The 24701-nt window shown below is 69.2% G+C and carries 24 protein-coding genes; 17 read left to right on the top strand and 7 right to left on the bottom strand.

What is annotated here, in order from left to right:
- Window positions 1–4 precede the first annotated feature (4 nt).
- The 13 genes from ccmI to PKE72_RS01870 all read left to right on the top strand — a co-directional run bounded on the left by ccmI (window position 5) and on the right by PKE72_RS01870 (window position 13558).
- Window positions 5–817: a c-type cytochrome biogenesis protein CcmI gene (ccmI, locus tag PKE72_RS01925; protein ID WP_271163781.1), complete on the top strand. Its 813-nt coding sequence runs from the start codon at window positions 5–7 to the stop codon at window positions 815–817.
- Between the two features lie 70 nt (window positions 818–887).
- On the top strand, window positions 888–1400 hold the full coding sequence (gene ccmE, locus PKE72_RS01920; protein WP_271163780.1) for a cytochrome c maturation protein CcmE: 513 nt from the start codon (window positions 888–890) through the stop codon (window positions 1398–1400).
- On the top strand, window positions 1397–3385 hold the full coding sequence (locus tag PKE72_RS01915) for a heme lyase CcmF/NrfE family subunit (RefSeq protein ID WP_271163779.1): 1989 nt from the start codon (window positions 1397–1399) through the stop codon (window positions 3383–3385). The genes ccmE and PKE72_RS01915 overlap by 4 nt, the downstream gene beginning before the upstream one ends.
- Entirely contained in the window at window positions 3382–3888 is a 507-nt protein-coding gene (locus PKE72_RS01910) for a cytochrome c-type biogenesis protein (protein WP_271163778.1), read from the top strand. The genes PKE72_RS01915 and PKE72_RS01910 overlap by 4 nt, the downstream gene beginning before the upstream one ends.
- Before the next feature lie 103 nt (window positions 3889–3991).
- Window positions 3992–5533 carry a Do family serine endopeptidase gene (locus tag PKE72_RS01905; RefSeq protein WP_271163777.1) on the top strand — a complete coding sequence of 514 codons (1542 nt, stop codon included), beginning with the start codon at window positions 3992–3994 and terminating at the stop codon, window positions 5531–5533.
- Between the two features lie 68 nt (window positions 5534–5601).
- Window positions 5602–6273 (top strand): response regulator transcription factor, encoded by a 672-nt coding sequence (locus PKE72_RS01900; RefSeq protein WP_271163776.1) that lies wholly within the window; start codon window positions 5602–5604, stop codon window positions 6271–6273.
- A 70-nt stretch (window positions 6274–6343) separates the two neighbouring features.
- Entirely contained in the window at window positions 6344–6745 is a 402-nt protein-coding gene (locus PKE72_RS17495; protein WP_373878062.1) for an endonuclease domain-containing protein, read from the top strand.
- Window positions 6746–6748: 3 nt separating this feature from the next.
- Window positions 6749–8167, top strand: coding sequence for a sensor histidine kinase (locus PKE72_RS01895; RefSeq protein WP_271163775.1), 1419 nt, complete (start codon window positions 6749–6751; stop codon window positions 8165–8167).
- 142 nt (window positions 8168–8309) lie between these two features.
- Complete coding sequence (locus tag PKE72_RS01890) at window positions 8310–11243, top strand: bifunctional [glutamine synthetase] adenylyltransferase/[glutamine synthetase]-adenylyl-L-tyrosine phosphorylase (protein WP_271163774.1); 2934 nt, start codon at window positions 8310–8312, stop codon at window positions 11241–11243.
- A 46-nt stretch (window positions 11244–11289) separates the two neighbouring features.
- On the top strand, window positions 11290–11997 hold the full coding sequence (locus tag PKE72_RS01885; protein WP_271163773.1) for an EF-hand domain-containing protein: 708 nt from the start codon (window positions 11290–11292) through the stop codon (window positions 11995–11997).
- Between the two features lie 66 nt (window positions 11998–12063).
- Complete coding sequence (locus PKE72_RS01880) at window positions 12064–12636, top strand: RNA polymerase sigma factor (protein WP_271163772.1); 573 nt, start codon at window positions 12064–12066, stop codon at window positions 12634–12636.
- The gene (locus PKE72_RS01875; protein ID WP_271163771.1) at window positions 12633–13043 is read left to right on the top strand and encodes a hypothetical protein; all 411 of its coding nucleotides are present in this window, start codon (window positions 12633–12635) and stop codon (window positions 13041–13043) included. The genes PKE72_RS01880 and PKE72_RS01875 overlap by 4 nt, the downstream gene beginning before the upstream one ends.
- Window positions 13040–13558, top strand: a complete 519-nt coding sequence (locus tag PKE72_RS01870; protein ID WP_271163770.1) for a periplasmic heavy metal sensor — start codon at window positions 13040–13042, stop codon at window positions 13556–13558. The genes PKE72_RS01875 and PKE72_RS01870 overlap by 4 nt, the downstream gene beginning before the upstream one ends.
- Window positions 13559–13627: 69 nt before the next feature.
- On the opposite strand, the gene PKE72_RS01865 is transcribed toward PKE72_RS01870, so the two are convergent.
- The 3 genes from PKE72_RS01865 to PKE72_RS01855 form a co-directional block, all read right to left on the bottom strand.
- Entirely contained in the window at window positions 13628–14305 is a 678-nt protein-coding gene (locus PKE72_RS01865) for a bifunctional 4-hydroxy-2-oxoglutarate aldolase/2-dehydro-3-deoxy-phosphogluconate aldolase (protein WP_271163769.1), read from the bottom strand.
- 164 nt (window positions 14306–14469) lie between these two features.
- The gene (locus tag PKE72_RS01860; protein WP_271163768.1) at window positions 14470–14997 is read right to left on the bottom strand and encodes a hypothetical protein; all 528 of its coding nucleotides are present in this window, start codon (window positions 14995–14997) and stop codon (window positions 14470–14472) included.
- A 118-nt stretch (window positions 14998–15115) separates the two neighbouring features.
- On the bottom strand, window positions 15116–17203 hold the full coding sequence (locus tag PKE72_RS01855) for a catalase (protein WP_271163767.1): 2088 nt from the start codon (window positions 17201–17203) through the stop codon (window positions 15116–15118).
- A gap of 206 nt (window positions 17204–17409) precedes the next feature.
- Here PKE72_RS01855 and PKE72_RS01850 point away from each other — a divergent pair, with 206 nt between their 5' ends.
- Window positions 17410–17667, top strand: coding sequence for an Lrp/AsnC ligand binding domain-containing protein (locus PKE72_RS01850; RefSeq protein ID WP_183196185.1), 258 nt, complete (start codon window positions 17410–17412; stop codon window positions 17665–17667).
- Here the strand turns inward: PKE72_RS01850 and PKE72_RS01845 are convergent.
- Window positions 17664–18176: a GNAT family acetyltransferase gene (locus PKE72_RS01845; protein WP_271163766.1), complete on the bottom strand. Its 513-nt coding sequence runs from the start codon at window positions 18174–18176 to the stop codon at window positions 17664–17666. The genes PKE72_RS01850 and PKE72_RS01845 overlap by 4 nt on opposite strands.
- 111 nt (window positions 18177–18287) lie before the next feature.
- Between PKE72_RS01845 and hmgA the strand changes: the two genes are divergently transcribed.
- Both hmgA and PKE72_RS01835 read left to right on the top strand, forming a co-directional pair.
- Window positions 18288–19583, top strand: a complete 1296-nt coding sequence (gene hmgA / locus PKE72_RS01840; RefSeq protein ID WP_271163765.1) for a homogentisate 1,2-dioxygenase — start codon at window positions 18288–18290, stop codon at window positions 19581–19583.
- Window positions 19580–19942 (top strand): hypothetical protein, encoded by a 363-nt coding sequence (locus PKE72_RS01835; protein WP_271163764.1) that lies wholly within the window; start codon window positions 19580–19582, stop codon window positions 19940–19942. Before hmgA ends, PKE72_RS01835 begins: the two co-directional genes overlap by 4 nt.
- A gap of 191 nt (window positions 19943–20133) precedes the next feature.
- Here the strand turns inward: PKE72_RS01835 and PKE72_RS01830 are convergent, their stop codons facing one another.
- The gene (locus PKE72_RS01830) at window positions 20134–20520 is read right to left on the bottom strand and encodes a DUF983 domain-containing protein (RefSeq protein ID WP_271163763.1); all 387 of its coding nucleotides are present in this window, start codon (window positions 20518–20520) and stop codon (window positions 20134–20136) included.
- Between the two features lie 161 nt (window positions 20521–20681).
- Here PKE72_RS01830 and PKE72_RS01825 point away from each other — a divergent pair, with 161 nt between their 5' ends.
- The gene (locus tag PKE72_RS01825) at window positions 20682–23498 is read left to right on the top strand and encodes a tetratricopeptide repeat protein (protein WP_271163762.1); all 2817 of its coding nucleotides are present in this window, start codon (window positions 20682–20684) and stop codon (window positions 23496–23498) included.
- A 34-nt stretch (window positions 23499–23532) separates the two neighbouring features.
- Here the strand turns inward: PKE72_RS01825 and PKE72_RS01820 are convergent, their stop codons facing one another.
- Window positions 23533–23811, bottom strand: a complete 279-nt coding sequence (locus PKE72_RS01820) for an HU family DNA-binding protein (RefSeq protein ID WP_008263548.1) — start codon at window positions 23809–23811, stop codon at window positions 23533–23535.
- 113 nt (window positions 23812–23924) lie between these two features.
- Complete coding sequence (gene fliP, locus PKE72_RS01815) at window positions 23925–24698, bottom strand: flagellar type III secretion system pore protein FliP (protein WP_271163905.1); 774 nt, start codon at window positions 24696–24698, stop codon at window positions 23925–23927.
- Between the last annotated feature and the right edge of the window lie 3 nt (window positions 24699–24701).

The raw sequence follows: 24701 nt of genomic DNA, 5'->3' as shown, positions 1-24701 counted from the left end.
GGGTATGATCGTCTTCTGGATAATGACCGGCCTGGCGGCGGCGATGGCCGGGCTGCTGGTGCTGACCGGGGCGCGACGCGGGGCCGACACGGCTGCGGCCGGCGAGGCCGAGATCGGCGGGCGAGAGCTGGACGAACTGGACCGGCTTAAGGCGCGGGGCCTGCTGGACGAGGCGGCCCATGCTGCGGCTCGCGCCGAAGCGGGCCGGCGACTGCTGGCGGGGCAGGCCGTGACGGCGCCGGTCGTGGGACGGCGTGACCGCGTCTGGGTGCTGGCCGGGATTGGAGCGACGACGGCGGGGGCCCTGGCCCTCTATGTCGCGACGGGATCGCCCGGCCTGCCCGACCAGGCCTATGAGCGCCGGGTCGATGACTGGGCCGCCAATCTTGAGGGTCTTGAGCCGGCGCAGCTGGCGGCGGTGACGGCGCGGGTCGCGCGCGACAATCCCGAAGATCGTCAGGCCCTGGCCATGCTGGGCGCGGCCCGGTTCGCGGCCGAGGACCCGCTGGGCGCCGCCTCGGCCTTTCGTCGGCTGATCGAACTGGAGCCGACCGACGCCCAGGCCTGGGCGCGACTGGGCGAAAGCCTGGTGCGGGCCAATGACGGCCGGGTCGGCGGCGACGCCGAGGCCGCCTTCCGCGAGGCGGTCCGGCTGGATCCCGACCAGTTGGGCGCGCGCTTCTTCCTGGGGCAGGCGGCGTTCGAGCGGGGCGATGCGGCGGCGACGCGCGCCCAGTGGACGCCCCTGATCGCCGCCCTGGACCCGGCCGATCCGCGCCGCCAGGATCTGGAACGGCGCCTGCCGAGGGCGGAATGACCCGTTGGCGCGGCGCGCAGGCCTCTGTAGACGGAGTGAAAATTCCGTCGCGGAGCGGGACCGCAAACTCATGAGCTGGCTGCCGAAATCACCGAAGGCGCGCCGTCGCCTGTGGGTCGTCGCGGCCGTGGCGCCGATCCTGGCCCTGGCGGTCGGCCTGTCGCTGTGGGCCATGCAGGACAGCGTGACCTTCTTCTACTCCCCGTCCGAGGCCACAGCCGACAAGGCGCCGGAGGGCCGCAACATCCGTCTGGGCGGCCTGGTCGAGACCGGCAGCGTAAAGAAATCCGGCGACGGCCTGGTCGTCTTCACCGTCACCGACAATGTCGCTGTGACCCAGGTCCAGTACCACGGCGACCTGCCCGACCTGTTCCGCGAGGGGCAGGGGATCGTGGCCCAGGGATCATTCGGGGCCGACCGAATCTTTCACGCCAGCCAGGTCCTGGCCAAGCACGACGAAAACTATATGCCGCGCGAGGTCGCCGACCGGATCAAGGCCAAGGGCGAATGGCGGCCGGAAAACCCCGTCGCGAACACGCGCTCAAGCAGGCCGCAGGCCGATAGCGCGACCGAAAGCCTATGATCGCAGAACTCGGGGCCTTCGCCCTCTCTCTGGCCCTGGCCCTGTCGATCCTGCAGACGGCCTTGTCGGCGGCGGGACGGGCCCGGCGCAGTCCGGTGCTGACGGGCGCGGCGCAAGGCGCGGCCCTGGCGGCGGCGGGCGCTGTGGCTCTCAGTTTCGCGGCCCTGATCTACGCCTTCGTCGTGTCCGACTTCTCGGTGTCGAACGTCGCGGCCAACAGCCACACCGACAAGCCGATGCTGTACAAGGTCGCCGGCGCCTGGGGCAGTCACGAGGGGTCGTTGCTGCTGTGGTGCCTGGTCCTGACCGTCTTCGGCGGAGCCTTGGCCCGCGCGCGCGGGCTGCCGTTCGGGCTGAAGGCCTCGGCCGTGGCGGTGCAGGGGGCGCTGGGCTCGCTGTTCCTGGCCTTCGCCGTCTTCACCTCCAGCCCCTTCACCCGGCTGGACCCCGCGCCCTTCCAGGGGGCGTCGCTGAACCCGCTGCTTCAGGATCCGGCCCTGGCCGTGCATCCGCCGCTGCTCTACGCCGGCTATGTCGGCTTCTCCGTCTGCTTCTCCCTGGCCGTCGCCGCCTTGATCGAGGGCCGGGCGCAGACGGCCTTCTGGCCCGCCTGGGGCCGGTGGGTGCGGCCCTGGGCCCTGGCCAGCTGGGCCTTCCTGACCGTCGGCATCACCCTGGGGTCCTTCTGGGCCTATTACGAACTGGGCTGGGGCGGCTGGTGGTTCTGGGATCCGGTCGAGAACGCCAGCTTCATGCCCTGGCTGGCGGGCGCGGCCCTGCTGCACAGCGCCGTGGTGACCGAGCGGCGCGGAGCCCTGGCGGGCTGGACGGTGTTTCTGGCCCTGCTGGCCTTCAGCTTCTCCATGCTGGGCGCATTCCTGGTGCGGTCCGGCGTCCTGACCAGCGTTCACGCCTTCGCCGTCGATCCGCAGCGCGGCCTGATGCTGCTGGCCATTCTCGGGATCACGGCCGGCGCCGCCTTCGCCCTTTTCGCATGGCGGGCGCCCCAGCTGAAAGGCGGCGGCCTGTTCGCCCCCGTCAGCCGCGAGGGCGCGCTGGTGCTGAACAATCTGTTCCTGACGGCGGCGGCGGCGACCGTCCTGCTGGGCACCCTCTATCCGTTGATCCTGGAGGCCGCGTCCGGCGCCACCATCTCGGTCGGCCCGCCCTATTTCGCCGCCACCTTCGTTCCGCTGATGACGGTCGCCTTCATCATCCTGCCGGCCGGGCCGCTGTTGGCATGGAAGCGCGGCGACCTGCCCGGAGCCATGCAACGGCTGGCGGTCGCGGCGGGCCTGGCCCTGGTCAGCGCCCTTGCGGCCTACGCCCTGTGGGAGCCCAGAAAGGCCTTCGCCGCCGCCGGCGTCGGCCTGGGCGCCTGGTTGATCCTGGGATCGCTGGCGGAGGTCGCCGAACGGGCGCGCCTGTTCCGCGCCTCGGGCGCCGAGACCCTGCGTCGCTTGAAGGGCCTGCCGTTGGGCGCCTGGGGCATGAGCCTGGCCCATCTGGGCCTGGGCGTCTTCATCCTGGGGGCGGTGGTCGAGACCGGCTTCAAGGCCGAGGCCGCGCGTGCGCTTTCCCTGGGCTCGAGCGTCTCCGCCGGTCCCTGGACCGTGACCCTGGATCAGGTCCGGGTGGTCGAGGGTCCGAACTATCTGGCGGAACAGGGCCGGCTGACCGTGCGCCCTTCCGACGACCGGGGTCGGGCGAAGACGGTGACGGCGGAACGCCGCTTCTTCCCCGCCGGGGGGCAGACGACGACCGAGGTGGGCCTGGATTTCCGGGGTCTGGACGACGTCTATGTGGTGATGGGCGAGCGGGCGGGAACGCCCGAACAACCGGCCTGGGTGGTGCGCCTGTACTGGAACCCCTGGGCGCGGCTGATCTTCCTCGGGCCGATGATCATGGCGTTTGGGGGGCTTTTGTCCCTGCTGGACCGCCGGCTGCGTCTCGGCGTCGGGCCGCGTCGAAGGAAGACCGCATGAGGCGGCTCTCGATCCTGCTGGCCGCGCCGGTCCTGGCGCTGATGCTGACGGCGGCCGAGCCCCCCGCCGCGCCCGACCGTCCGCTGAACGATCCTGCCCAGGAAGCCCGCGCCCAGGCCTTGTTCAAGGACGTCCGCTGCGTCGTCTGCCAGCACGAGGCCATCGCCGACAGTCCGGCGGGCGTCGCCGGCGACATGCGCCGCCTGATCCGCGAGGAAATCGCGTCCGGCGCCTCCGACCAGGCGGTACGCGACGACTTGGTGCGCCGGTTCGGCGACTATATCCTGTTCACCCCGCCGGTGCGGGCCGGAACCTGGCTGCTGTGGTTCGGCCCCTTCGCCCTGGCGGCGCTGGCGCTGCTGGTCCTTATGGTCCGCGCCCGTCGCGGTTCCGCCGAGGCCGAGCCCCTTTCCCCGGACGAGGAACGTCGGCTGCAAGACATTCTCGCAAATGAGAAGCTTCGCCGCGATCTGGACGCAACCTCGCCTCACGACGGGCGCTAGTCGGGATCATCCATCGAACGCTGGAATTGGCGTCACGCCGGTTCCGCCTATATCAAGAGCGAAGACGGGGCGTCGGCCTCGACAAAGGATCGCAAGGACCAAGATGCTGAAGCGCAAAGAGTTCATTCTCGGGGCCGCGGCCGGCCTAACCCTCGCGGCGGCGGCGACCGCCGGCGGCTTCATGAGCTGGCCCGGCGCCCACGCCGACCCCCAGGCGGTGAACCGGATCACCCCCGTCCCGGCCAATGGCGACAGCTTCTCGCCCCCGCCCGGCGCGCCCAACAGCTTCGCCAACATCTTCGAACAGGTCGCTCCCGCCGTCGTTCAGATCGATGTGACGGTCAAGGTCGACCAGCCGCAGGGTTCCTTCCAGATCCCCGGCCTGCCGTTCCAGTTCGTCCCGCCTCAGGGACAAGGCGGTCAAGGCGAAGACGCCGAGCCCCAGACGACCCAGGGCGCCGGTTCCGGCTTCTTCATCTCGCAGGACGGCTTCATCGTCACCAACAACCACGTCGTCGCCGACGCCACCGAGATCAAGGTCAAGATGTCGGACGGCCGCGAACTGACGGCGCGTCTGGTCGGGCGCGACGAGGCGACGGACCTGGCGGTGATCAAGGTCGATGGGGACAATTTCAAATACGTCAGCTTCGAAGAGACGGCCGATCCGCGCGTCGGCGACTGGGTCATCGCCATCGGCAACCCGTTCGGTCTGGGCGGTACGGCGACCGCCGGTATTGTCTCGGCCAAAGCCCGCGACATCGGCGGACGCGAAAACCCCTATACCGACTTCCTTCAGATCGACGCCGCCATCAACCGGGGCAACTCGGGCGGTCCGACTTTCGACATCCACGGCCGCGTCATCGGCGTGAACTCGGCCATCTATTCGCCGACCGGCGCTTCGGTCGGCATCGGCTTCGCCATCCCGGCCGAGACGGCCAAGCGGATCACCACGCAACTGATGCGTGGCGAGGTGATCGAGAGGGGGTATCTGGGCGTTCAGATCAGCACCCCGACCGCCGAGGAACTGGCGGCCCTGGGCTTGCCGGAAAACCAGAAGGGCGCCCTGGTCTCCAACGTCACGCCGGACGGCCCGGCGGATCGCGCCGGCCTGCGGTTCAGCGATCTGATCGTTTCCCTTAACGGCGAGACGATCGATTCCTCGACGAAGCTGACGCGAATGGTCGGCTCGGCCAAGCCGGGCGACACCCTGCGAATGGAAGTGCTACGCGACGGTCGCCGTCAAACCATTACGGCCCGTTCGACCAAGCGCCCGTCAGAGACCGAGCTGAACAGCCAGGATGGAAGCAGCAGCGGCGGCGACGCGCCGAGCGCAACGCCCGGCGCCTCGGCGACGGTTGAAGGCCTCACCGTCGCGCCGCTGACGCCGGCGCTGCGCCAGCGACTTGGCGCGCCCGCCTCGGTCGAGGGGCTGGCAGTGACAGGCGTCGCCAACGGCGTTGATCCGCGGCTGTCGCAGGGCGTCGTGATCCAGCAGGTTCAGAACACGCCGGTCCGAACGGTCGAGGAGTTCCGAAACGCCGTCAACGCGGTCAGGGCTTCGGGACGGCCGGGCGCCTATCTGCTGATTTGGGCGCGGGGCGCGGGGAATGTGCCCTATGTCTTGGAGCTTAAGAAAGCTGACTAAGCCGTAACTCACTGAATCGCCGCCGATGCGCTACCATCGGCGGCGATTTTGATTCCGGGAGGGGTTCCATGCGGATTTTGGTGGTCGAGGACGACGCAGAGGCGGCGACGGCCATGGTGCGGGGTCTGTCCGAAGCGGGGCATGATGTGACCCATGCCGTGGACGGGGCGTTCGGCCTGCTGGAAACTCAGAAGGGCGGCTATGACGTCTATGTGGTCGACCGGATGATGCCGCGCCTCGACGGCGTCGGCATGGTGGAAACCGTCCGCAAGGGCGGGGACCAGACCCCGGTCCTGTTCCTGTCGGCCCTGGGCGAGGTCGAGGACCGGGTCACGGGGCTCAAGGCCGGCGCCGACGACTATCTGGTCAAGCCCTATGCCTTCGCCGAACTGATCGCCCGGGTCGAGGCCCTGTCACGCCGTCGCGAGACCGGCGGGGTCCAGACGGTGCTGAAGGTCGGCGACCTGGAAATGAACCTGATCGCCCGCACCGTCCATCGCGGAACGACCGAGATCGACCTCCAACCGCGTGAGTTCCAGCTGCTGGAGTTCCTGATGCGCCACGCCGGCCAGTCGGTGACCCGCACCATGCTGCTGGAGAAGGTGTGGGAATATCATTTCGACCCCCAGACCAACGTCATCGACGTCCACATCAGCCGCCTGCGCTCCAAGATCGACAAGGGGTTTGAGCGGGCGATGCTCCAGACCGTGCGCGGCGCCGGATATAGGTTGGAGGCCTAGGCGCATCTATTCTCCCTCCCCCTCGGGGGAGGGGGGACGCGTAGCGTCCGGGTGGGGAGGGCAGGGCGACATGGCGAAAATTGCTCGGGCGCGCGCCATGCGGAAAACGCTCACTCCAGCGGAAGCCCGTCTATGGGTCGCCCTGCGCGCTCTCCGATCTGACGGTTTGCATTTCCGAAGACAGGCGCCGCTGCGCGGCTACTACCTTGATTTCTTCTGTTGGGCCCGAGGGGTGATCGTGGAAGTGGACGGCGGGTCCCACTTAGATGAAGACCGTGCGAAGCAGGATCGCGTGCGTGACGCGGTCTTCGCAAGAGAGGGTTTGATCACCTTGCGCTATGACAATCTCCGGGTCCGGGATCAGTTGGCGGAGATCATCGAAGATGTGCGTGGGTCTTGCCTGGCCCGCCCCACCCGGTCGCCGCAGCGCGGCGCCCCCCCTCCCCCGCAGGGGGAGGGAGAGTTCTCTTAACCCATGCGCCTTCCCTCCCTCCTTCGCCGCACGCCCTTCCGGCTGACGCTGCTGTTCCTGGCCCTGTTCGTGGCGGCGGCGGGGGCGATCCTGGCCTATGTCTATTTCGCCTCGGCGTCGGAGGCCCAGGCCCGCGCGCGGACGGATGTGGAGACCGAGCTGGAGGCCCTGACCGCCGTCCACCGCACGCGCGGGATCGACGCCCTGAACCAGGCCCTGGTCGAACGGACCATCCGAGGCGGCCCCTATCTGTATCTGCTGACCGGGCCGGACGGGAAGATCGTCACCGGCAACCTGTCCGTCATGCCCTTCGATCTGGAAGGGGCGCCGGAAGTCGGGCGGGGCGAATGGAGCACCTTCCGCCTGACCAGCACGGATCCCGACGGACGCGTTCAGACCCGCCGTTCTATCGGGGTGATCATGCCTCTGGCGGGCGGCGACACCCTGCTCGTCGGCGAAGACATCGGCGGCATCGAGGAATATCTGGCCCGCCTGACCCAGGCCCTGTGGGGCGCCATGGGGCTGGTCATGCTGCTGGGGCTGGCCGGCGGGCTCTACGTCAGTCGTCGCGTCGAAAGCGCCATGGGCGGGCTGAACCGCGTCGTTCAGGCGGTGCAGGACGGCGACCTGAAGCAGCGGGCCGTCATCCGCCACACCGGCGACGAACTGGACGAACTGGGCCAGGGGTTGAACACCATGCTGGATCGGCTGGAGGGGTCGATGGCCTCGATCCGCCATGCCGGCGACGCCATCGCCCACGACCTGCGTTCGCCTCTGACGCGGATGCGAGCCAAGCTGGAGGTGGCCCTGATCGACGCCGAGGCGGGCAAGATCGACGGCGTCGACGCCCTGGGCATCGCCTTGGACGAGGCCGACCATCTGCTGAAGACCTTCAACACCGTCCTGGCCATCGCCCGGCTGCAAGCCGGGGGCGCGCCGGACCCCAAGCTGATGGACGCCGCCGAACTGGCCGCCGACATGGCCGAGCTTTACGAACCGGCGGCCGAGGACAAGTCGATCGACTTCTCGTCCGAGGTCGAGACCGGCCTGATGATCGAGGGCAACCAGCCCTTCCTGGCCCAGGCCCTGGCCAATCTGATCGACAACGCCATCAAATACACCCCGGCCGGCGGGGCGGTGAAGCTGCGGGCGCGGCGGCGGTCGTCGGGCGAGATCGAATATTCCGTCACCGACACCGGCCCCGGCGTGCCGGAAGAGGACCGCGAACGGGTGGTCCAGCGGTTCGTGCGACTGGACAACAGCCGCACCGAGCCGGGCTCGGGCCTGGGCCTGTCCCTGGTCACGGCGGTGGCCGAGGCCCATGGCGGCCGGGTGGTGCTGGACGAGGGCCCCGGCGCCTATGACGGCTTCGGGCCGGGGCTGCGGGTGGCCCTGGTGCTGCCGCCGGCAAGCCTGAGCTAGATATTTCCGCTCATCCCCGCGAAAGCGGGGACCCAGTCCTTTGGGCGCGCGGCCTTGTGATCCGTGTCAGGATCGTGGTCCAACGCTGTGCCAAGCGAAAGCACTGGGTCCCGGCTTTCGCCGGGATGAGCGGAAGAGTTGAATGCCCGATCCCAAGCCCCAACCCCTGTTCGAAATCCTGACCCCGGCTGGGCCTGTCGCGAACCCTGCCGCCGCTGAGCGCCTGCTGGAGACCTTGATCGAGGCCGCCGAGGCCGACGGTTGGCGCGCGACCCTGGACGCAGCCTGGCCCGCCCTGGCCCCGGTGGCCGGCGCCTCGCCCTATCTGGCGGGCCTGATGCGCCGCCGCCCCGCCCACCTGCGTCGGCTGCTGGAAACGAACCCGACCTCGGGCCTGATCCGCATTCTCGCGGACACCGACGCCCTGGACGCCGAACCTGATGATGTGCGCGCCCCGCTGCGGGTGCTGAAGGCCGATCTCCACCTGCTGACGGCCCTGGCCGATCTGGGCGGGGTCTGGGACCTGGATCAGGTCACCGGCGCCCTGTCCAGCTTCGCCGACGCCGCCTGCCGCGCCGCCCTGCGCGCCGTCGCGGCGGAACAGCGCGCGCGGGGCCGTCTGATTTCGCCGCCCGACGATGCGCGCGGCCCCGTCCCCGGCCTGTTCGGCCTGGCCATGGGCAAGCATGGCGCGAACGAGCTGAACTATTCGTCCGACATCGACATCTCCCTCTTCTTCGAGCCGCGCCTGATGGGCCTGGCCATGCGCGAGGGCGAGGAGATGCAGGATTTCGCAAACCGGGTCGGCAAGGGGATCGCCACCCTGCTGACCGAACGGACGGCCGACGGTTATGTCTTCCGCGTCGATCTGCGGCTGCGGCCCGATCCGTCCTCGACCCCGCCGGTGGTCGCCGGGCCGATGGCCCTGGCCTATTATGAGAGCGTCGGCCAGAACTGGGAACGGGCGGCCTTCATCAAGGCGCGGCCGGTGCTGGGCGACCAGCGCGCCGCCGCCCGGTTCGTGAAAGCCCTGCGGCCCTTCGTCTGGCGACGCAGCCTGGACTACGCCGCCGTCCTCGACATCCAGGCCATCAAACGCCAGATCCACGTCCACAAGACCGGCGAGGGGCTGCAGGCCGCCGGCGCCAATCTGAAACTGGGGCGGGGCGGCATCCGCGAGATCGAATTCTATGCCCAGACCCAGCAGCTGATCCTGGGCGGACGCGACCCTGAACTGCGGCGTCAACGCACCATCGAGGCGCTGAACGCCCTGGCCGACGCGGACCACATCTCCACCGCCGTCGCCGAGGAGATGTCGGCCGCCTATGTCGAACTGCGCGGGCTGGAGCACCGGGTCCAGATGCTGGACGACGAGCAGACCCATCGCCTGCCCGAGGACGCCCAGGCCCGCGCCGCCGTCGCCGCCCTGGCCGGCTGGACCGACCTGGCCGCCTTCGACGCCCATGTCGAGGCCCTGCTGGTCCGGGTCAACACCCGCTACGGCGAACTGTTCGAAGGCGGCGAGGAACTGGATTCCAGCTATGGCAGCCTGGTCTTCACCGGGGTGGAGAACGATCCCGAGACCCTTGAAACCCTGCGTCGCATGGGCTTTTCCGAAGCGCCTTCGGTCGCCGACACCATCCGCAGCTGGCACCACGGCCGCATCCCCGCGACCCGGACCGAGCGGGGGCGCGAACTGTTCACCCGGCTGGCGCCCCGGCTGCTGGAGGCCCTGGCCCGGTCCGGCGCGCCCGACGACGCCTTCCGCCGCTTCGCCGTCTTCTTCTCGGGGTTGGCGGCCGGGGTCCAGGTCCAGGCCCTGTTCCTGAACCAGCCGAGACTGTTCGAAATGGTGCTGGGGGTCATGGCCTTCGCCCCGCGTCTGGCCCGCACCCTGGGGCGTCAGCCGGCGGCCCTGGACGGCGTGCTGGACGCGCGCTTCCTGGCCGATCTGTCGGACGAGACCGGCCTGACCGAACAGATCCAGCGCGAGGCCGGCGAGACCGAGGATTTCGAGGGCGCCATGAACGCCGTGCGTCGCCTGCACCGCGAACAGATGTTCCGCATCGGCATCCACGCCCTTACCGGCCGGGCGGGACCAGAGGCGGCCGGCCGCGCCTACGCCGCCCTGGCCGACGCCGCCATGCGCACCCTGTCCCCCGCGGCTTTGGCCGAGACCGAACGGCTGGGCGGCGCCTTCCCCGGCGCGGTGGCGGTGGTGGCCCTGGGCAAGGCCGGGTCGCGCGAGATGACGGCCGGGTCCGACCTGGACCTGATGACCCTGTACGACGCCCCGCCCGAGACCGTGTCCGAGATCAAGGGCTGGACCGCCGACGTCTTCTACGCCCGCTTCACCCAGCGGCTGATCGCGGCCCTGTCGGCCCATACGGCCGAGGGCGGCCTGTACGAGGTGGACATGCGGCTGCGCCCCACCGGGTCCAAGGGGCCGGTCTCGGTGCGGCTGTCCACCTTCGACGACTATTACGCCGGCGAGGCCGAGACCTGGGAGTTCATGGTCCTGACCCGCGCGCGTGTCGTCTGGGCCAGTGATCCGGTTTTCGGCGACCGGGTCTCGGCGGCGATCGAGGCGGCCCTGCGTCGGCCCCGCCCCGGCGTCGATATCGCCGCCGATGTCCGCAAGATGCGCGCCCTGATGGACCGCGAACGCCGCCCGCACGGCTTCTGGGATCTGAAACTGTCGCCCGGCGGTCAGGTGGACGCGGAGTTCGCGGCCCAATACCGCCAGCTCCAGGCCGCCGTGGAGGGCGAGCCCCTGACATTGTCGACCCTGGAGGCCCTGCACGACGACCCCGTCCTGGCCGAGGCCTGGCGAGTGCAGCAGCGGCTGGCCCATCTGCTGGCCGCCGCCTTCGAAGGCCGGGTCGATCCCGAGGCCGAGCCGGGGGTCTTCCAACTGCGGCTGGCCGAGGCGGCGGGGGCGCAGGATTTCGAGGCGCTGAAGACCGAACTGACCGAACTGCGGGCGCGGGCGCGCAAAGCCTTCGAACGCGCGGTCCCCGCCGGTCGCGAAGAGGCCCGCGACGGAGATGAGCGGGGGCCGCGTTCAATCTCCTGACAGGGCATGTCGAAGGCCGCGCCAAGCGGCCCAAGGAGATATCGAGATGAGAAAGATCTTTCTGAACAGCCTCGGCGCCGTCGCGCTGGCCGCATCCATGGGCGCTGTGGCCGGCGCCGCCACCGCACAGGTTCCGCCGCCACCGCCGCCTCCGGCCGCCGCGCCGCCGCCGCCCAATGACATGGAACGTCCTTTCGGGGGCGGCCCGGATCGGGACGCCGACCTGACCCGCGCCGCCTTCGTCGATGCGCGCATCGCCCGTCTGACGGCGCTGGACGCAGACCGCGACGGCACGGTCAGCGTCGCCGAGCGCGAGGCCGCCATGCAGGCCAAGCGCGCCGAGCGGGCTGATGAACGCTTCGCCAAGCTGGACGCGAACAGCGACGGCGCCATCAGCCGCGCCGAGTTCGACGCCGGCCGGCCTGAACGGGCTGACGGCGACGACCGCGGTCCCCGTGGCGAACGGGGTCCGGGTCGCGGCGGCCCTCGCCATGCGATGCGCGGTCCGGACGGTCCTGAAGGCCCCGGCGCGCCGGGCGGTCCCGAAGGTCGCGAACCCGGCCCCGTGGTGATCGCCGAGGTCGCCGCCAAGCTGGGCGAGCGCTTCGACAAGATGGACGCGGACAAGAACGGCGTCGTCACCGCCGAAGAACGCCGCGCCGCCATGCCGGCCCGCCGGGGCGAGCGTCCGCATCACCGTCTCGATCATCGCCTGGGTCAACAACCGGCTTCCCCGCCCCCCGCTTCGGAGTAAGAACAGTGTCGGGGTCGGCCTTCGCGTGCGAATCGGTCCCTTTCGTCAGCAGCGGAAGAGGCGGGTTTGGTCGCGATCGTCGACCCCGACGAGGATCTGGTGCGCCGCGTGGGTCAGGGCGACCCGGCGGCCGCGCAGACGCTTGTCGCGCGCAAGCTGCCGCGCATCCTGGCCCTGGCCCAGCGCATGCTGGGCGACGCGGGCGAGGCCGAGGACGTGGCCCAGGAGACGCTGCTGAAGGCCTGGCGACAGGCGCCCAAATGGACGCCCGGCCAAGCCAAGTTCGACACCTGGCTGCACCGGGTGGCGCTGAACCTTTGTTACGATCGGCTGCGGCGACGGCGCGAGATCCCCACGGACACGCCGCCCGACCGACCCGACGAAGGCCCGGCGCCGGATCGAGGCCTGCTGGCGGCCGAAACGGGGGTGCGGGTCGATGCGGCGCTGAAACGCCTGCCGGACCGACAGCGCGAGGCCGTCGTCCTGTGCCATTATCAGGAACTGTCCAATATCGAGGCGGCCGCCCTGATGGAGATCAGCGTCGACGCGCTGGAGAGTTTGTTGTCGCGCGGACGCCGCGCATTGCGTCTGGCCCTGGCGGATATGGCCCCAGGGGCGAGTGAAGGAGACGGACGATGAAGGCGGAACGGTTGCACGCTCTGGCGGACGCTTACGGCGCCGACCTGCGTCGGTGGCCCGCGTCCGAACGCGCCTTTGCCGAGACCCTGATCGCGGCCGACCCGTCGCTGCGGGCCGTGCTGGATCAGGCGGCGGCGCTGGACGCCCTGCTGGACGCGTCGCCCGCCCCGACGCCGTCGGCCGATCTGGCTGCGCGCATTCTGGCTGCTGCGCCCAAGGTCAAGACTCGTCGTTTCCATCTGGACCGGATCGCCTTTTATCTCGGCGCCGGCTGGGCCGCGGCGGCCTGCGCCGGCGTGGTCGCGGGCGTGGGCCTGACCACCCATGTCACGGCCAACGAGCGGGCCGATGCGGTCCTGTATCAATCCACCCTGGTCGCGGTGGACGACACGGAGGTTCTGGGATGAGCGGTCGCACGCTGAAGATCGCCTTGGCGGCGTCGGTGGCGCTGAACCTGTTCGCCCTCGGCGGGGGAGCGGCCTTCCTGATCAGCCGCGCCAAGGTGGATGAACGGATCGCCGAACAACGCCGGCCCGGCCGCGAAGGCGGTTTCCCCCAGCTGATCAGCCGGCTCAGCCCGGAAGCCCGCCGCGAGGTTCGCACCTCGATGCGCGCCGTCGCCCTGTCAGCCCGCCCCGACTTCGAAGCGGCGCGTGAGGCGCGCCGCCAGGCGGTCGAGGCGGCCAAGCAGCCGCAGATGGATCCGGTGCGGGTCCAGGCCCTGCTGGACCAGTCCCGCACGGCCGAGCTGCGCGGCCGGGCGCGCCTCGAGGGCGGGACTATCGCCATGCTGCAAAAACTGGACGTTCAGGACCGGGCGGCCCTGGCCGAACTGCTGGCGCGCAAGGGGCCGGGCGGCGCTGGCCGGAATGGCCGCACGGCTGAGCCGCCGCCGCCCTTGGACGCGCCTCCGCCGCCCTGATCTCTCTCCCCACCCCGTCACCCTCGGGACAAGCCCGAGGGTGACGGAGTTACAGGGTGTGGGGGCGCCTTACCCCTTCGACGCCCGGAACGCCGCCACGGCGTCCACGGTGGCGCGGACCTTGGCCTCGATGGAGGCCCAGTCGCCCGACTTGACCGCCTCGTCCGTCACCAGTTTCGATCCCATGCCCGCCGCCACGATGCCGGCGCCGAACCATTTGGCGATCGAGGCTTCATCGGGATCGACGCCGCCCGTGGGCATGATCTTGACCCAGGGCATCGGCCCCTTGACCGCCTTGACGAAGTCCGGACCGCCGACCGACGAACCGGGAAACAGTTTGACGATGTCGCAGCCCAGCTCGTGCGCCTCGCCGATGTCCGTCACCGAGCCGCAGCCGGGGAAATAGGCGACCATGCGCCGGTTGCAGACCTTGGCCACGTCGGGAACCAGGCAGGGGCTGACCACGAAGCGCGCGCCCCGGTTCAGGTAAAGCGCCGCCGTGCCGTTATCGACCACCGAGCCGATGCCCAGCACCACCTCCGGGTCGGTCTTGATCAGTTCGCGATTGATCTCGCCGAACAGATCGCAGGCGAAGTCGCCGCGATTGGTGAACTCGACCACCGGCGCCCCGCCGCGCGCACAGGCGCGGATAACGTTCAGGCTGACCTCGGGATCGGGGTGATAGAAGACCGGGCAGACGCCCTGGGTCTCGAGCGCCTGAAGCACGCTGACGCGATCATGGGCCATGTCTAAAATCTCCGCCTGTCCCGACCCGCGCCGGAACGCCTGTGTTGCACCGACCGGTCGCCCGGCCTTCACGCCCTGCTTATCCCAGCCGCTACGGAAAGCGAAAGCGGCTGGGCGGGCTTTGGCGCGCGGCGGCGGAACATATTGTTTCACCGTGGCGGTGCTCATCCCGGCGCGCAGGCCGTCCGCGTCAGTTCATAGGCGGCGAACACCTCTTCCGCGCCCGCATCACCCCTCATCGTGATCGTCCATTTCAGCTCCGCCGCACCCAGGGTCCAGCGGTTGATGAAGCGGGCGTCGGGATAGGCGTAGGCGACCTCGAACCCGTCCGCTGTCGGCGCGCCCGATCCCGTGGCCGTATAGTCGCCGCCGAAACTGTCGGCCCAGAAGGCGGAAATGGTCTCGACCGCGCCTTCGGGCGCCGACTTGCCGCCGAAGATCAGATGGGCCGCATACTGGTCGGCGGGGTCGGCCGTCGCCTCGCTGTCGGCCTCGATCAGGAACAGAGCGCCGTCGGCGATGGGCCGGGCGGCCAGCCGGATCGTCACCGGCTTGCCCATCACCGCGCCCGCGCCCTGCCAGCATCCGGCCAAAGCCGTAACCTGCGACGGCACGGCGGCGGCGCCCGGCTCCTGAACGGCCGATCCAGCGGCTAAGGCGGCGATCATCCAGACACCGACGACGACAGACATGCGATCTTCCCCAAACGACGCTCAAGCGTCGCCATATCCTATGCCGCAACCCCGCCCGTCGTCGCCGATGAAATCGCCACGCGACCTCATCGGCATGAGGGCGGCTGCGCGGGGCGGATCAGGCCAGCATGCGCACCTTCGGCTCGCGGTCCCACTGACGGGTGCGGGCCGGCGTCAGGAAGGCGTCGGCGGCCGACGACAGGTCGATCACCCCCTCGTCCGGCTCGACCCCCGCCTTGTCCAGCAGGGGCTGGGCCTCGGCGGTGAAGCCGACGGCCTTCAGGTGGCCGAAGGCGTCCTTGGCGAAATCGACCGCAGCGCCTTCCTTCATCAGCTGGGCGCAGCCGTCCGCCGACAGGATGATGGCCACGGCGTCGAACAGCACCGAGGGGCTGCCGGCCAATTGACCGTCCGCCGCCAGGGTCGAACCGTCCGCCAGCTTGGCCCCGCCGATCTTGGGCGCGACGACGAAGACCGAACCGCCGTCGCCCTCCACCGCCTTGCGGACCTGGGCGACTACCGCCCCATCGGACCCATCGGCGACCAGGATGGCCACCTTGCGGCCTTTCAGCGTGTCCGGATATTTGCCGATGATCCGCAGCGCCGGCGACGGCTCCAGATCTACAGGGGCGACCGCCGGTTTGGACGCCTTGGGCAGGGGCAGGTTCAGCCCCTCGGCCACCCGCTGGGCCAGGGTCTCATCGACGTTGATCAGGTTGGACAGAACCCGCTCGCGCACGTGCGGCAGCGACACCTTGGACAGTTCGAATACGATGGCGCTGGCCAGGTGGGCCTGTTCGGGCGCGGTCTGGGACTGGAAGAACAGCCGCGCCTGGCTGTAGTGGTCGGCAAAGCTCTCGGCCCTCAGCCGCACCTTCTCGCCCTCGACCGGGACGGGCGCCGTGCGGAAGCCGCCCTTGGGATCTTCACGCGGCCCACCGTCCTCGCCCGCCTCGGCCAGGCTGTTGGGCTCATAGTTGGCCCGGCCCTTGAAGACCTGGGTCTGCATCTGGCCGTCGCGCTGGAAATTCTGGAAGGGGCAGCCCTTGGCCTGGTTGATCGGGATCTGGTGGAAGTTGACCGTGCCCAGGCGCGACAACTGGGTGTCCTGATAGGAGAACAGCCGCCCCTGCAGCAGCGGATCTTCGGAAAAGTCGATGCCGGGCACGATATTGGTGGGCAGGAAGGCCGCCTGTTCGGTCTCGGCGAAGAAGTTGTCCGGGTTCCGGTCCAGCACCATCCGCCCGATCACCCGGATCGGATAATCCTCTTCCGGCACCAGTTTGGTGGCGTCAAGAATGTCGAAGGGCAGGGCGTCGGCCTCTTCCTGGGTGAACAGCTGAACCCCGAACTCCCACTCCGGGAAGTCGCCCTGGGCGATGGCCTCATACAGGTCGCGGCGGTGATAGTCGGGATCGGCGCCGGCGATCTTGACCGCCTCGTCCCAGCAGGTGGATTGGGTGCCCAGCTTCGGCCGCCAGTGGAACTTGACCAGGGTCGCCACGCCCTCGGCGTTGACCAGCCGGAAGGTGTTGACCCCGAACCCCTCGATCATCCGCAGCGAGCGGGGAATGGCCCGGTCGGACATGGCCCACATGATCATATGGGTGCTTTCCGGCATCAGGCCGATGAAGTCCCAGAAGGTGTCGTGCGCGCTGGCGGCCTGGGGATAGCCCTTGTCCGCCTCCATCTTCACCGCATGGATCAGGTCGGGGAATTTGATCGCGTCCTGGATGAAGAAGACGGGGATGTTGTTGCCGACCAGGTCCCAGTTGCCCTCGGTCGTGTAGAATTTCACGGCGAACCCGCGCACGTCGCGCGGCGTGTCCACCGAACCGGCGCCGCCCGCCACGGTCGAAAACCGGGTGAACAGTTCGGTCTTCTGGCCGACCTCGGTCAGGATCTTGGCGGTGGTGTAGTCGGCCAGGCTGTCGGTCAGCTCGAAGAAGCCGTGGGCGGCCGAGCCGCGCGCATGGACGATCCGCTCGGGGATCCGCTCATGGTCGAAATGCTGGATCTTCTCGCGCAGGATGAAGTCTTCCAGCAGGGTCGAGCCGCGCGGCCCGGCCTTCAGCGAGTTCTGGTTGTCGCTGATCGGGGCGCCATGATTGGTGGTGGTGCGGGTCTCGGGCGACGAGGCGGTCTGGTGCAACTCGCCTGCGTCGCCCAGGGCGGTCGTCCCGGCGGTGGTTGGGGTCTTGGCCATGTCGCATCCTGTGTTTTGAACAGCCCAGGCCTGTCATCGAGGCGGGCGTGGCCCCACCAACGTCGTGCCGGCCATATCGTTCTGAGCGGTTGCGCACAGGTCCGTGTTCAGCGCGCGGTTTTTTACCGACGGGTGTGAATCCCGTCTCGGCTTGCCGGCCGCCATCCGTTACGAAGCGGCACCCTCGCTCCAAAGGACGCCGCCCCATGATGACCGCCATCTTCGTCTTCATCAAAACCGAGCTGGGCTACGCCAACGACGTGGCCGCCGACATCGTGGACAATGTCGAGAACGTCTCGGAGGTCTATTCCACCTCGGGCCAGCACGACCTGCTGGCCAAGTTCAACCTGCCGCGCGACGCCGACATCGGGACCTTCGTGACCAAACAGGTCCAGACCCGGCCGCATGTCCGCGACACCTTCACCGTCATCACCTTCTCGCCCTTCCTGCCCAAGTCGGCCTAGGTCTTGCGGGCGTCGGCCTTGCGCTTGACCGCGTCCTTGCGCTCCTCCGCCTCGTCGTCGTCGCCGACCTTCTCCTCGACCGTCGCCGAGAAGCGCTGGAAGGCGCCCAGGCCGACCAGCACCAGGACGGCGGCGATCAGCAGGGCGGCGGGATACATCAACAGGGCGACATCCTCGCGCGCCGTTTTGAACACCACCACCAGGGCCTCGAGGAACAGGGCGATGACGATGGTGGACAGGAATTTCGTCAGGCTGCGCCGGGCCTCGGCCGCGCTGCGCCGTTCGTTGCCGCGCCGCACCTCGTCCTCGAAGATATATTTGGCCACGTCGAACACGGCGATGGCCACGATGACATAGCCCAGCATGTCCAGCACCGCGTCCGCCCCGGACCGGTCCGGCCGGCCGATCCCCTCCAGCGCGTCTTTCACGCCGAACCCGATCAGGGCCATGGCCGACAACAGCAGCAGAAGACTGGCGAAGCCGAAGACGGCGCGGGTCAGATAGGTCATGGCGTGCAACTCCCTGGCGGCTGTCAACGCGCCAACGGCCAAGCTGTTGCAGGGGTGAAAGGGTGACGGCGGTCGCCGCCCCGGCTAAACGGAAGGGATAGGGAGACCCACATGACGCGATCCAACGCGCCCGCCTATCAAACCGGCTTCGGCAATCATTTTGCGACCGAGGCCGCGCCCGGCGCCCTGCCGACGGGCCAGAACTCGCCGCAGAAGACGCCTATGGGCCTGTACGCCGAACAGCTGTCCGGCACGGCCTTCACCGCCCCGCGCGCCGAGAACCGGCGCAGCTGGCTGTACCGCCTGCGTCCTTCAGCCCAGCACGGCCCCTATGTCGCCTTCGACCAGGGCCGCGTCCGCTCCGGGCCGTTCGACGAGACTCCGCCCAATCCCAACCGCATGCGCTGGGATCCCCTGCCCATCCCCGAGGTTGCGACCGATTGGGTCGAGGGGCTCGTCACCTACGGCGGCGCGGGCGACCCCGACGCCGGCGCCGGTGCGGGAATCCACCTGTATGTCGCCAACCGGTCGATGACCGACCGCGTCTTCTACGACGCCGACGGCGAACTGCTGATCGTGCCCCAGCAAGGCGCCCACCGCTTCGTCACCGAGATGGGCGTCATCGAGGCCCAACCCGGCCATGTGGTCCTGATCCCGCGCGGCGTCCGCTTCCGCGTCGAGATCGACGGCCCCGTTCGCGGTTATGTCTGCGAAAACTACGGCAGCCCCTTCCGCCTGCCGGACCTGGGGCCGATCGGCGCCAACGGCCTGGCCAATCCGCGCGACTTCGAAACCCCGGTCGCGGCCTATGAGGATGTGGATCGCCCGACCCAGTGTGTCCAGAAATACGGCGGCCGCCTGTGGGCCACGACCTTCGATCACAGTCCGCTGGACGTGGTGGCCTGGCATGGCAATCTGGCGCCCTGCCGCTATGATACGGCGCGGTTCAACACGATCAACACCGTCAGCTTCGACCACCCCGATCCGTCGATCTTCACGGTCCTGACCAGCCCGTCCGAGACCCCGGGCACGGCCAATATCGACTTCGTCATCTTCCCCCCGCGCTGGATGGTGGCCGAGCACACCTTCCGCCCGCCCTGGTTCCATCGCAACGTCATGAGCGAGTTCATGGGCCTGGTGACCGGCGCCTATGACGCCAAGGCCGGGGGGTTCGCGCCCGGCGGCGCCAGTCTGCACAACCGGATGAGCGGCCACGGCCCGGATCAGGCCAGCTACGAGGGCGCGATCCAGGCGGAACTGAAACCGCACAAGATCACTGACACCCTGGCCTTCATGTTCGAGACCCGGGCGCCGATCCGTGTCACGAAATGGGCGTCGGAATCACCGCAGATGCAGCTCGACTACGACGACGTCTGGTCAGGCTTCACCAAAGGACAGGTCAAATGATCCGTATCGCCCTCATCGCCGCCGCCGCCCTCATGGCGGCCGCCTGCACCCCTCAGACGACGGGCGCGGGCTCCGACGCCCCGATGCAGAGCGCCGACGCCTCGGCCTGCGCCGCGCGGGGCGGCGCGATGAAACAGGTCGGCCGGATGCAATCCTGGCAGTGCGTCATCAGCTACGCCGACGCCGGCAAACGCTGCACCGACGGCGACCAGTGCCAGGGCGACTGCCGCGTCGAGGGCAACACCGGCATCGAGGCCGGCGCGACAACGGCGGGCGTCTGCCAGGCGACCAGCGACCGCTTCGGCTGCAATACGCCGGTCGAGGACGGCAAGGCCGGCCCGACCCTCTGCATCGACTGAGGTGTAAGGTTTTCAGGGCTGAGGGGGCGGCGACCTCTAAGACCGTCATACTCACCCTCTAAAGTCGTCATCCTCGCCCTTGTGGCGAGGATCCATACTCCCGGTGCATCCGCAGGGCGCTCCCGCGTTGAGACCGGATTATGGATCCTAGGGACAAGCCCTAGGATGACGAATTTGGGGGAAGCCCGCGCTCAGTCCCCGTGCTTGCCGTTGCTGGAAAACACCGGCGGCGCGGCCTTGTGCACATACTGCTCCGCCACCAGCCAGGCCTTGAACGGCCGCAGGCAGCCCAGGCACATGGCGATCAGGATGGGCAGGGTGACGACCGCGTGCACCCAGATGGGCGGCTTGACGCTGAAATCGAACACCATCAGCAGGATCATCCCGACCACCCCGACCGCCGTCATGACGAAGAAGGCGGGCCCGTCGGCCGGATCGGCGAACCCATAGTTCAGCCCGCATTTGGGGCAGGACTCGCGCAGGGTCAGATAGCCGCGGAAGAGGGCTCCCTGGCCACAGCGCGGGCAGCGACAGGCCAGGCCGGTTTTCAGGGTGCTGAGGCGCGGGTAATCGGTCATGGCCCCATCATGAGCCGGATCGCGCGCGGTGTCGCGGGGACGAACCGTCCTATCCGTAGAATCCCGGTTGATGTCGGTTAACCGCGATTAAAGAGCTTGTGAGGCAAGGCTCCACGGATATGTCCGGGACCTCGCACAGAAAGCGCCTCCTGAAGTCGACCGTGGCCGCCGCCGCGGCCGGCGCGGTCGCCTTTGCGCCCCTGGCGCCCCTGGCCCAGGAGGTCGGCCGCTCGGGCGATCCCCTGTCGATCAGCATCGGCCAGTCCAGCGAATTCACCCGGGTCGAGTTCGGCGGCGTCATCGGCGTGCGCAGCCAGGTCCGGCGCGAGGCCGACAAGGTCATCATCCGCCTGGGCGTCTCGGCCGCGCCCGACGTGTCGCGCCTGCGGGTCGATCCGCCCGAGGGGGTCAAGGCCGTTGAGACGCGGATGGCGCGGGGCGGGGCGACCGATCTGGTCATCACCCTGGCCGAGGGCGCCGACGCCCGGTCCGGCGTCGCCGACGGCGCCGTCTGGCTGAACCTCTATGCGCCGGGCAAGGCGCCCGAGCCGACGCAGGAAGAGCGTGCGGCCCTCGTCAATTCCGTCGTCCCCGTCCGCGCCGTCTCCTCGCCCGAGAAAACCGTCCTGACCTTCCAGTGGGGCGCACCGGTGGGCGCCGCCGTCTTCCGCCGGGGCGAGGCGGTCTGGGTCGTCTTCGACACCGCCGCCAAGATGGACCTGACCGGGGCCAAGGCCCTCGGGCCCGCCAAGGACGCGCGCTGGGCCGCCGGGCCTGACTATACCGCCGTCCGTATCGCCGCGCCCGACGGTCTGCCCGTCGTCGCCGAGGGGCAGGGCGGCGCCTGGACCGTGACCATCGGCGGTCCCCCCGCCGGCGCCTCGGGCGTCGAGATCGGCCGTTCGGAAGACGGGTCCGCCAGTCTGGTGGCGCGGATGGCCGGGGCGACCAAGACCGTCTGGCTGACCGATCCCCTGGTCGGCGACCGGTTCGCCGCCGTCACCGCCCTGGCGCCCGGCAAGGGGTTCTCGGGCACGCGCAGCACCGTCGACCTTACCCTGATCCCCACCGCCCAGGGTCTCGCGGTCGAAACCGCCACTGACGACCTGAAGATCGAGGCCGAGGGCGACCTCGTCACTCTCAGCCGTCCCCAGGGCCTGACCCTGTCGCCGCCGTCTGCGACCCTGGAAGCGGCCGATCATGAGGGCGACGCCCCGAAACGCGCGGCCCACCCGGCTTTGATCCTCGAGGAATGGGCGACCGCCGGCGAGGATGGCTTCTCCGAGCGCTACCGCCGTCTTCAGGACGCGGCGGCCCAGGAGACCATCGACGGAACCGACAACCCCCGCGCCCCCATTGCGGCGCGGATGGCCCTGGCCCGTTTCCTGGTCGGGTCGGGCCTGAACTATGAAGCGATCGGCGTCATCAACGCCCTGATCGCCAAGGCCCCCAATATGCAGGGCGAGCCCGAGGTGCGCGGCCTGCGCGGCGCGGCCCGCGTCGGCGTCGGCCGACTGGAGGAGGCCCAGGTCGATTTCGCCGGTTCGGCCCTGTCCAATGATCCCGCCGCCAAGGTCTGGCAGGGCTATATCGCCGCCGAACAGGGCGACTGGGAGGGGGCGCGTCGCGCCTTCGCCGCCGGCGCCTCGGTCATCGACGACTTCCCCAAGGAATGGCGCGCCCGCTTCGGCGCCGCCCACGCCCTGGCGGCCATTGAAACCAACGACCTGCCGGCCGCGCGCCAGTTGCTGGACTATGTCTTCAGCCAGAACGCCTCGGCCGCCGATCAACTCACCGCCCGTGTCGTTCAGGCGCGGCTGTTCGACCTGTCCGGCGACAAGAACCGGGCGTTGGCGGTCTACAAGGCCGTGGCTCGCGCGCCCCTGGACGGCATCGCCACCCCCGCCAAACTGGGCGCCATCAGTCTCGAGATGGAAAAGGGCGTCCTGACGCCCGACCAGGCGGCCCAGCAGCTGGAGCTGCTGAAGTGGCGCTGGCGCGGCGACGCGACCGAGCTGGCGGTGGTCCGCAAGCTGGCGGGCATCTATCTTCAGCAGGGACGTTACCGCGAGGCCCTGGACGCCCTGCGCGGCGCCGGCAAGCGGATGGCGGGCGTGCCCGGCGCGGCCGAGATTCAGGCCGATCAGTCCAACGCCTTCCGCGCCCTGTTCCTGGAAGGCGCCGCCGACGGCCTTCAGCCGGTCCAGGCCCTGGCCCTCTTCTACGACTTCCGCGAACTGACCCCCATCGGCGCTGACGGCGACGAGATGGTGCGCCGTCTGTCGCGCCGCCTGATCGACGTCGACCTGCTGGATCAGGCCGCCGAACTGCTGAAGCATCAGGTGGACGAACGACTGGACGGGGTGGCCCGCGCCCAGGTCGCCACCAACCTGGCCACCGTCTATCTGATGGACCGCCAGCCGGAGAAGGCGCTGCAGGCCCTCTGGGGCTCGCGCACCACCCTGCTGCCGACCGCGGTCAACGCCGAACGTCGGGCGTTGGAGGCTCGCGCCCTGATGGATCTGGGCCGCTACGACCATGCGCTGGAAGTGCTGGACAAGGATCAGTCCGGCCCGGCGCGCGAGGTGCGCGGCGACATCTTCTGGAAACAGCAGAAATGGGCCGAGGCGGCCCCCCTGTACGAGGCCCGGCTGGGCGATCGCTACAAGCAGGGAACGACGCCCCTGACCCCGGTCGAGGAAAGCTGGCTGATCCGCGCCGGCGTCGGCTATTCGCTGACCGGCAATCGTGCGGCGCTGGACCGCCTGCGCGGCCAGTATTCGCCCTTCATCGCGCGGGCCCGGTCCGCCAATGCGATTCGCGTGGCCCTGGACGACGATCTGTCGGGCGTGGCGGGGGCGGCCGACTTCTCGGGCCTGTCGGTCAATGCCGACACCTTCGTCGGCTGGGTCAATGCGGCCAAACAGGACTTCAGAAAAGAAACGGGCGGGAATCGCCCAGCGACCCCCGCCCGTTGATCAGCAGATCGGTCCCCGCAGGGACCGAGAAGCCTTAGCCGTTGACGGCGTCCTTCAGGGGCTTGGACACGCGGAAGCGGACGGCCTTGGACGCGGCGATCTTGATGGTCGCGCCCGTGGCCGGGTTGCGGCCTTCACGCTCGGCGCGGGCGGCGGTGTCGAAGACGCCCAGGTTCGAGATGCGCACGTCGCCGCCGGCCTTCAGGCTGGCGTGGATGTTCTCGACGATGGCGGTCAGCACCTTGCCGGCGTCGGCCTGCGAGACACCGGCGTCCTTGGCGACGGCGGCGATCAGTTCGGCTTGAGTGGTCATAAGAAACATTTCCAGTGTTAGTCGCCCGATTCAGGGCGAGGACTGGGGGATCAACACGGATTTCGCTCGGTATTGCAAGCGGGTAAAAGGCGCAAAGCCTTATGGGGCGGGGATTATCCGGTTCCGGACGCCCGTTGGAAGCTCTCGACCAGGCTTCCCGCGACCAGTCTCCAGCCGTCCACCAGCACGAAGAAGATCAGCTTGAAGGGCAGGGAGACCACCACCGGCGGCAGCATCATCATACCCATGGACATCAACACGCTGGCCACCACCAGGTCGATCACAAGGAACGGAATAAAAAGAAGAAATCCGATCTCGAAGGCCTTCTTCAGCTCACTGATCATGAAGGCGGGCGTGACCACGCGCAGGGGTAGATCCTGCAGGTTGGTCGGGGCCTCGACGCGGCTCAACCGGGTGAACAGGGCCAGGTCCGAACGGTCCACCTGGGCCAGCATGAAGGTTTTCACAGGTTCCGACGCCGCATCGAAGGCCTGGGGCAGTTCCATCTGCTGATCCAGCAGCGGACGGATGCCCGAATCATAGGCGTCCTGCCAGGTCGGGGCCATGACGATGGCGCTCAGGAACAGGGCCAGGGACACCAGAACCGCGTTCGGCGGCGACTGCTGCATGCCCAGGGCCGTCCGCAGGAGCGACAGGACCACGACGATTCGCACGAAACTGGTGGTCATGATCACGATCGACGGCGCCAGCGACAGCACGGTCATCAGCCCGACCAGCTGCACCACCCGCTGGGTCAGGCCTGCGCCCGTTCCCAGGTCGATGTTCAGCGACGATCCCCCCGCCGCCGCATCCTGGGCGAAGGCCGCCAACGGCCAGGCCAGGCAGACCAGGGTGGTGAACAGCGACAGCAAGGCCGCGCGCTTCAGCTC

The organism is Brevundimonas intermedia (assembly GCF_027922165.1).
GTDB lineage: Bacteria > Pseudomonadota > Alphaproteobacteria > Caulobacterales > Caulobacteraceae > Brevundimonas > Brevundimonas intermedia.
Note: the sequence above shows the minus strand (reverse complement) of the source record. Positions and strands in the feature narration are given on the sequence as shown.

Bases quoted from the DNA above. Each gene is read 5' to 3' on its own strand.
- ccmI (WP_271163781.1), top strand. From the start codon at position 5: ATGATCGTCTTCTGGATAATGACCGGCCTGGCGGCGGCGATGGCCGGG.
- ccmE (WP_271163780.1), top strand. From the start codon at position 888: ATGAGCTGGCTGCCGAAATCACCGAAGGCGCGCCGTCGCCTGTGGGTC.
- PKE72_RS01915 (WP_271163779.1), top strand. From the start codon at position 1,397: ATGATCGCAGAACTCGGGGCCTTCGCCCTCTCTCTGGCCCTGGCCCTG.
- PKE72_RS01910 (WP_271163778.1), top strand. From the start codon at position 3,382: ATGAGGCGGCTCTCGATCCTGCTGGCCGCGCCGGTCCTGGCGCTGATG.
- PKE72_RS01905 (WP_271163777.1), top strand. From the start codon at position 3,992: ATGCTGAAGCGCAAAGAGTTCATTCTCGGGGCCGCGGCCGGCCTAACC.
- PKE72_RS01900 (WP_271163776.1), top strand. From the start codon at position 5,602: ATGCGGATTTTGGTGGTCGAGGACGACGCAGAGGCGGCGACGGCCATG.
- PKE72_RS17495 (WP_373878062.1), top strand. From the start codon at position 6,344: ATGGCGAAAATTGCTCGGGCGCGCGCCATGCGGAAAACGCTCACTCCA.
- PKE72_RS01895 (WP_271163775.1), top strand. From the start codon at position 6,749: ATGCGCCTTCCCTCCCTCCTTCGCCGCACGCCCTTCCGGCTGACGCTG.
- PKE72_RS01890 (WP_271163774.1), top strand. From the start codon at position 8,310: ATGCCCGATCCCAAGCCCCAACCCCTGTTCGAAATCCTGACCCCGGCT.
- PKE72_RS01885 (WP_271163773.1), top strand. From the start codon at position 11,290: ATGAGAAAGATCTTTCTGAACAGCCTCGGCGCCGTCGCGCTGGCCGCA.
- PKE72_RS01875 (WP_271163771.1), top strand. From the start codon at position 12,633: ATGAAGGCGGAACGGTTGCACGCTCTGGCGGACGCTTACGGCGCCGAC.
- PKE72_RS01870 (WP_271163770.1), top strand. From the start codon at position 13,040: ATGAGCGGTCGCACGCTGAAGATCGCCTTGGCGGCGTCGGTGGCGCTG.
- PKE72_RS01865 (WP_271163769.1), bottom strand. From the start codon at position 14,305: ATGGCCCATGATCGCGTCAGCGTGCTTCAGGCGCTCGAGACCCAGGGC.
- PKE72_RS01860 (WP_271163768.1), bottom strand. From the start codon at position 14,997: ATGTCTGTCGTCGTCGGTGTCTGGATGATCGCCGCCTTAGCCGCTGGA.
- PKE72_RS01855 (WP_271163767.1), bottom strand. From the start codon at position 17,203: ATGGCCAAGACCCCAACCACCGCCGGGACGACCGCCCTGGGCGACGCA.
- PKE72_RS01850 (WP_183196185.1), top strand. From the start codon at position 17,410: ATGATGACCGCCATCTTCGTCTTCATCAAAACCGAGCTGGGCTACGCC.
- PKE72_RS01845 (WP_271163766.1), bottom strand. From the start codon at position 18,176: ATGACCTATCTGACCCGCGCCGTCTTCGGCTTCGCCAGTCTTCTGCTG.
- hmgA (WP_271163765.1), top strand. From the start codon at position 18,288: ATGACGCGATCCAACGCGCCCGCCTATCAAACCGGCTTCGGCAATCAT.
- PKE72_RS01835 (WP_271163764.1), top strand. From the start codon at position 19,580: ATGATCCGTATCGCCCTCATCGCCGCCGCCGCCCTCATGGCGGCCGCC.
- PKE72_RS01830 (WP_271163763.1), bottom strand. From the start codon at position 20,520: ATGACCGATTACCCGCGCCTCAGCACCCTGAAAACCGGCCTGGCCTGT.
- PKE72_RS01820 (WP_008263548.1), bottom strand. From the start codon at position 23,811: ATGACCACTCAAGCCGAACTGATCGCCGCCGTCGCCAAGGACGCCGGT.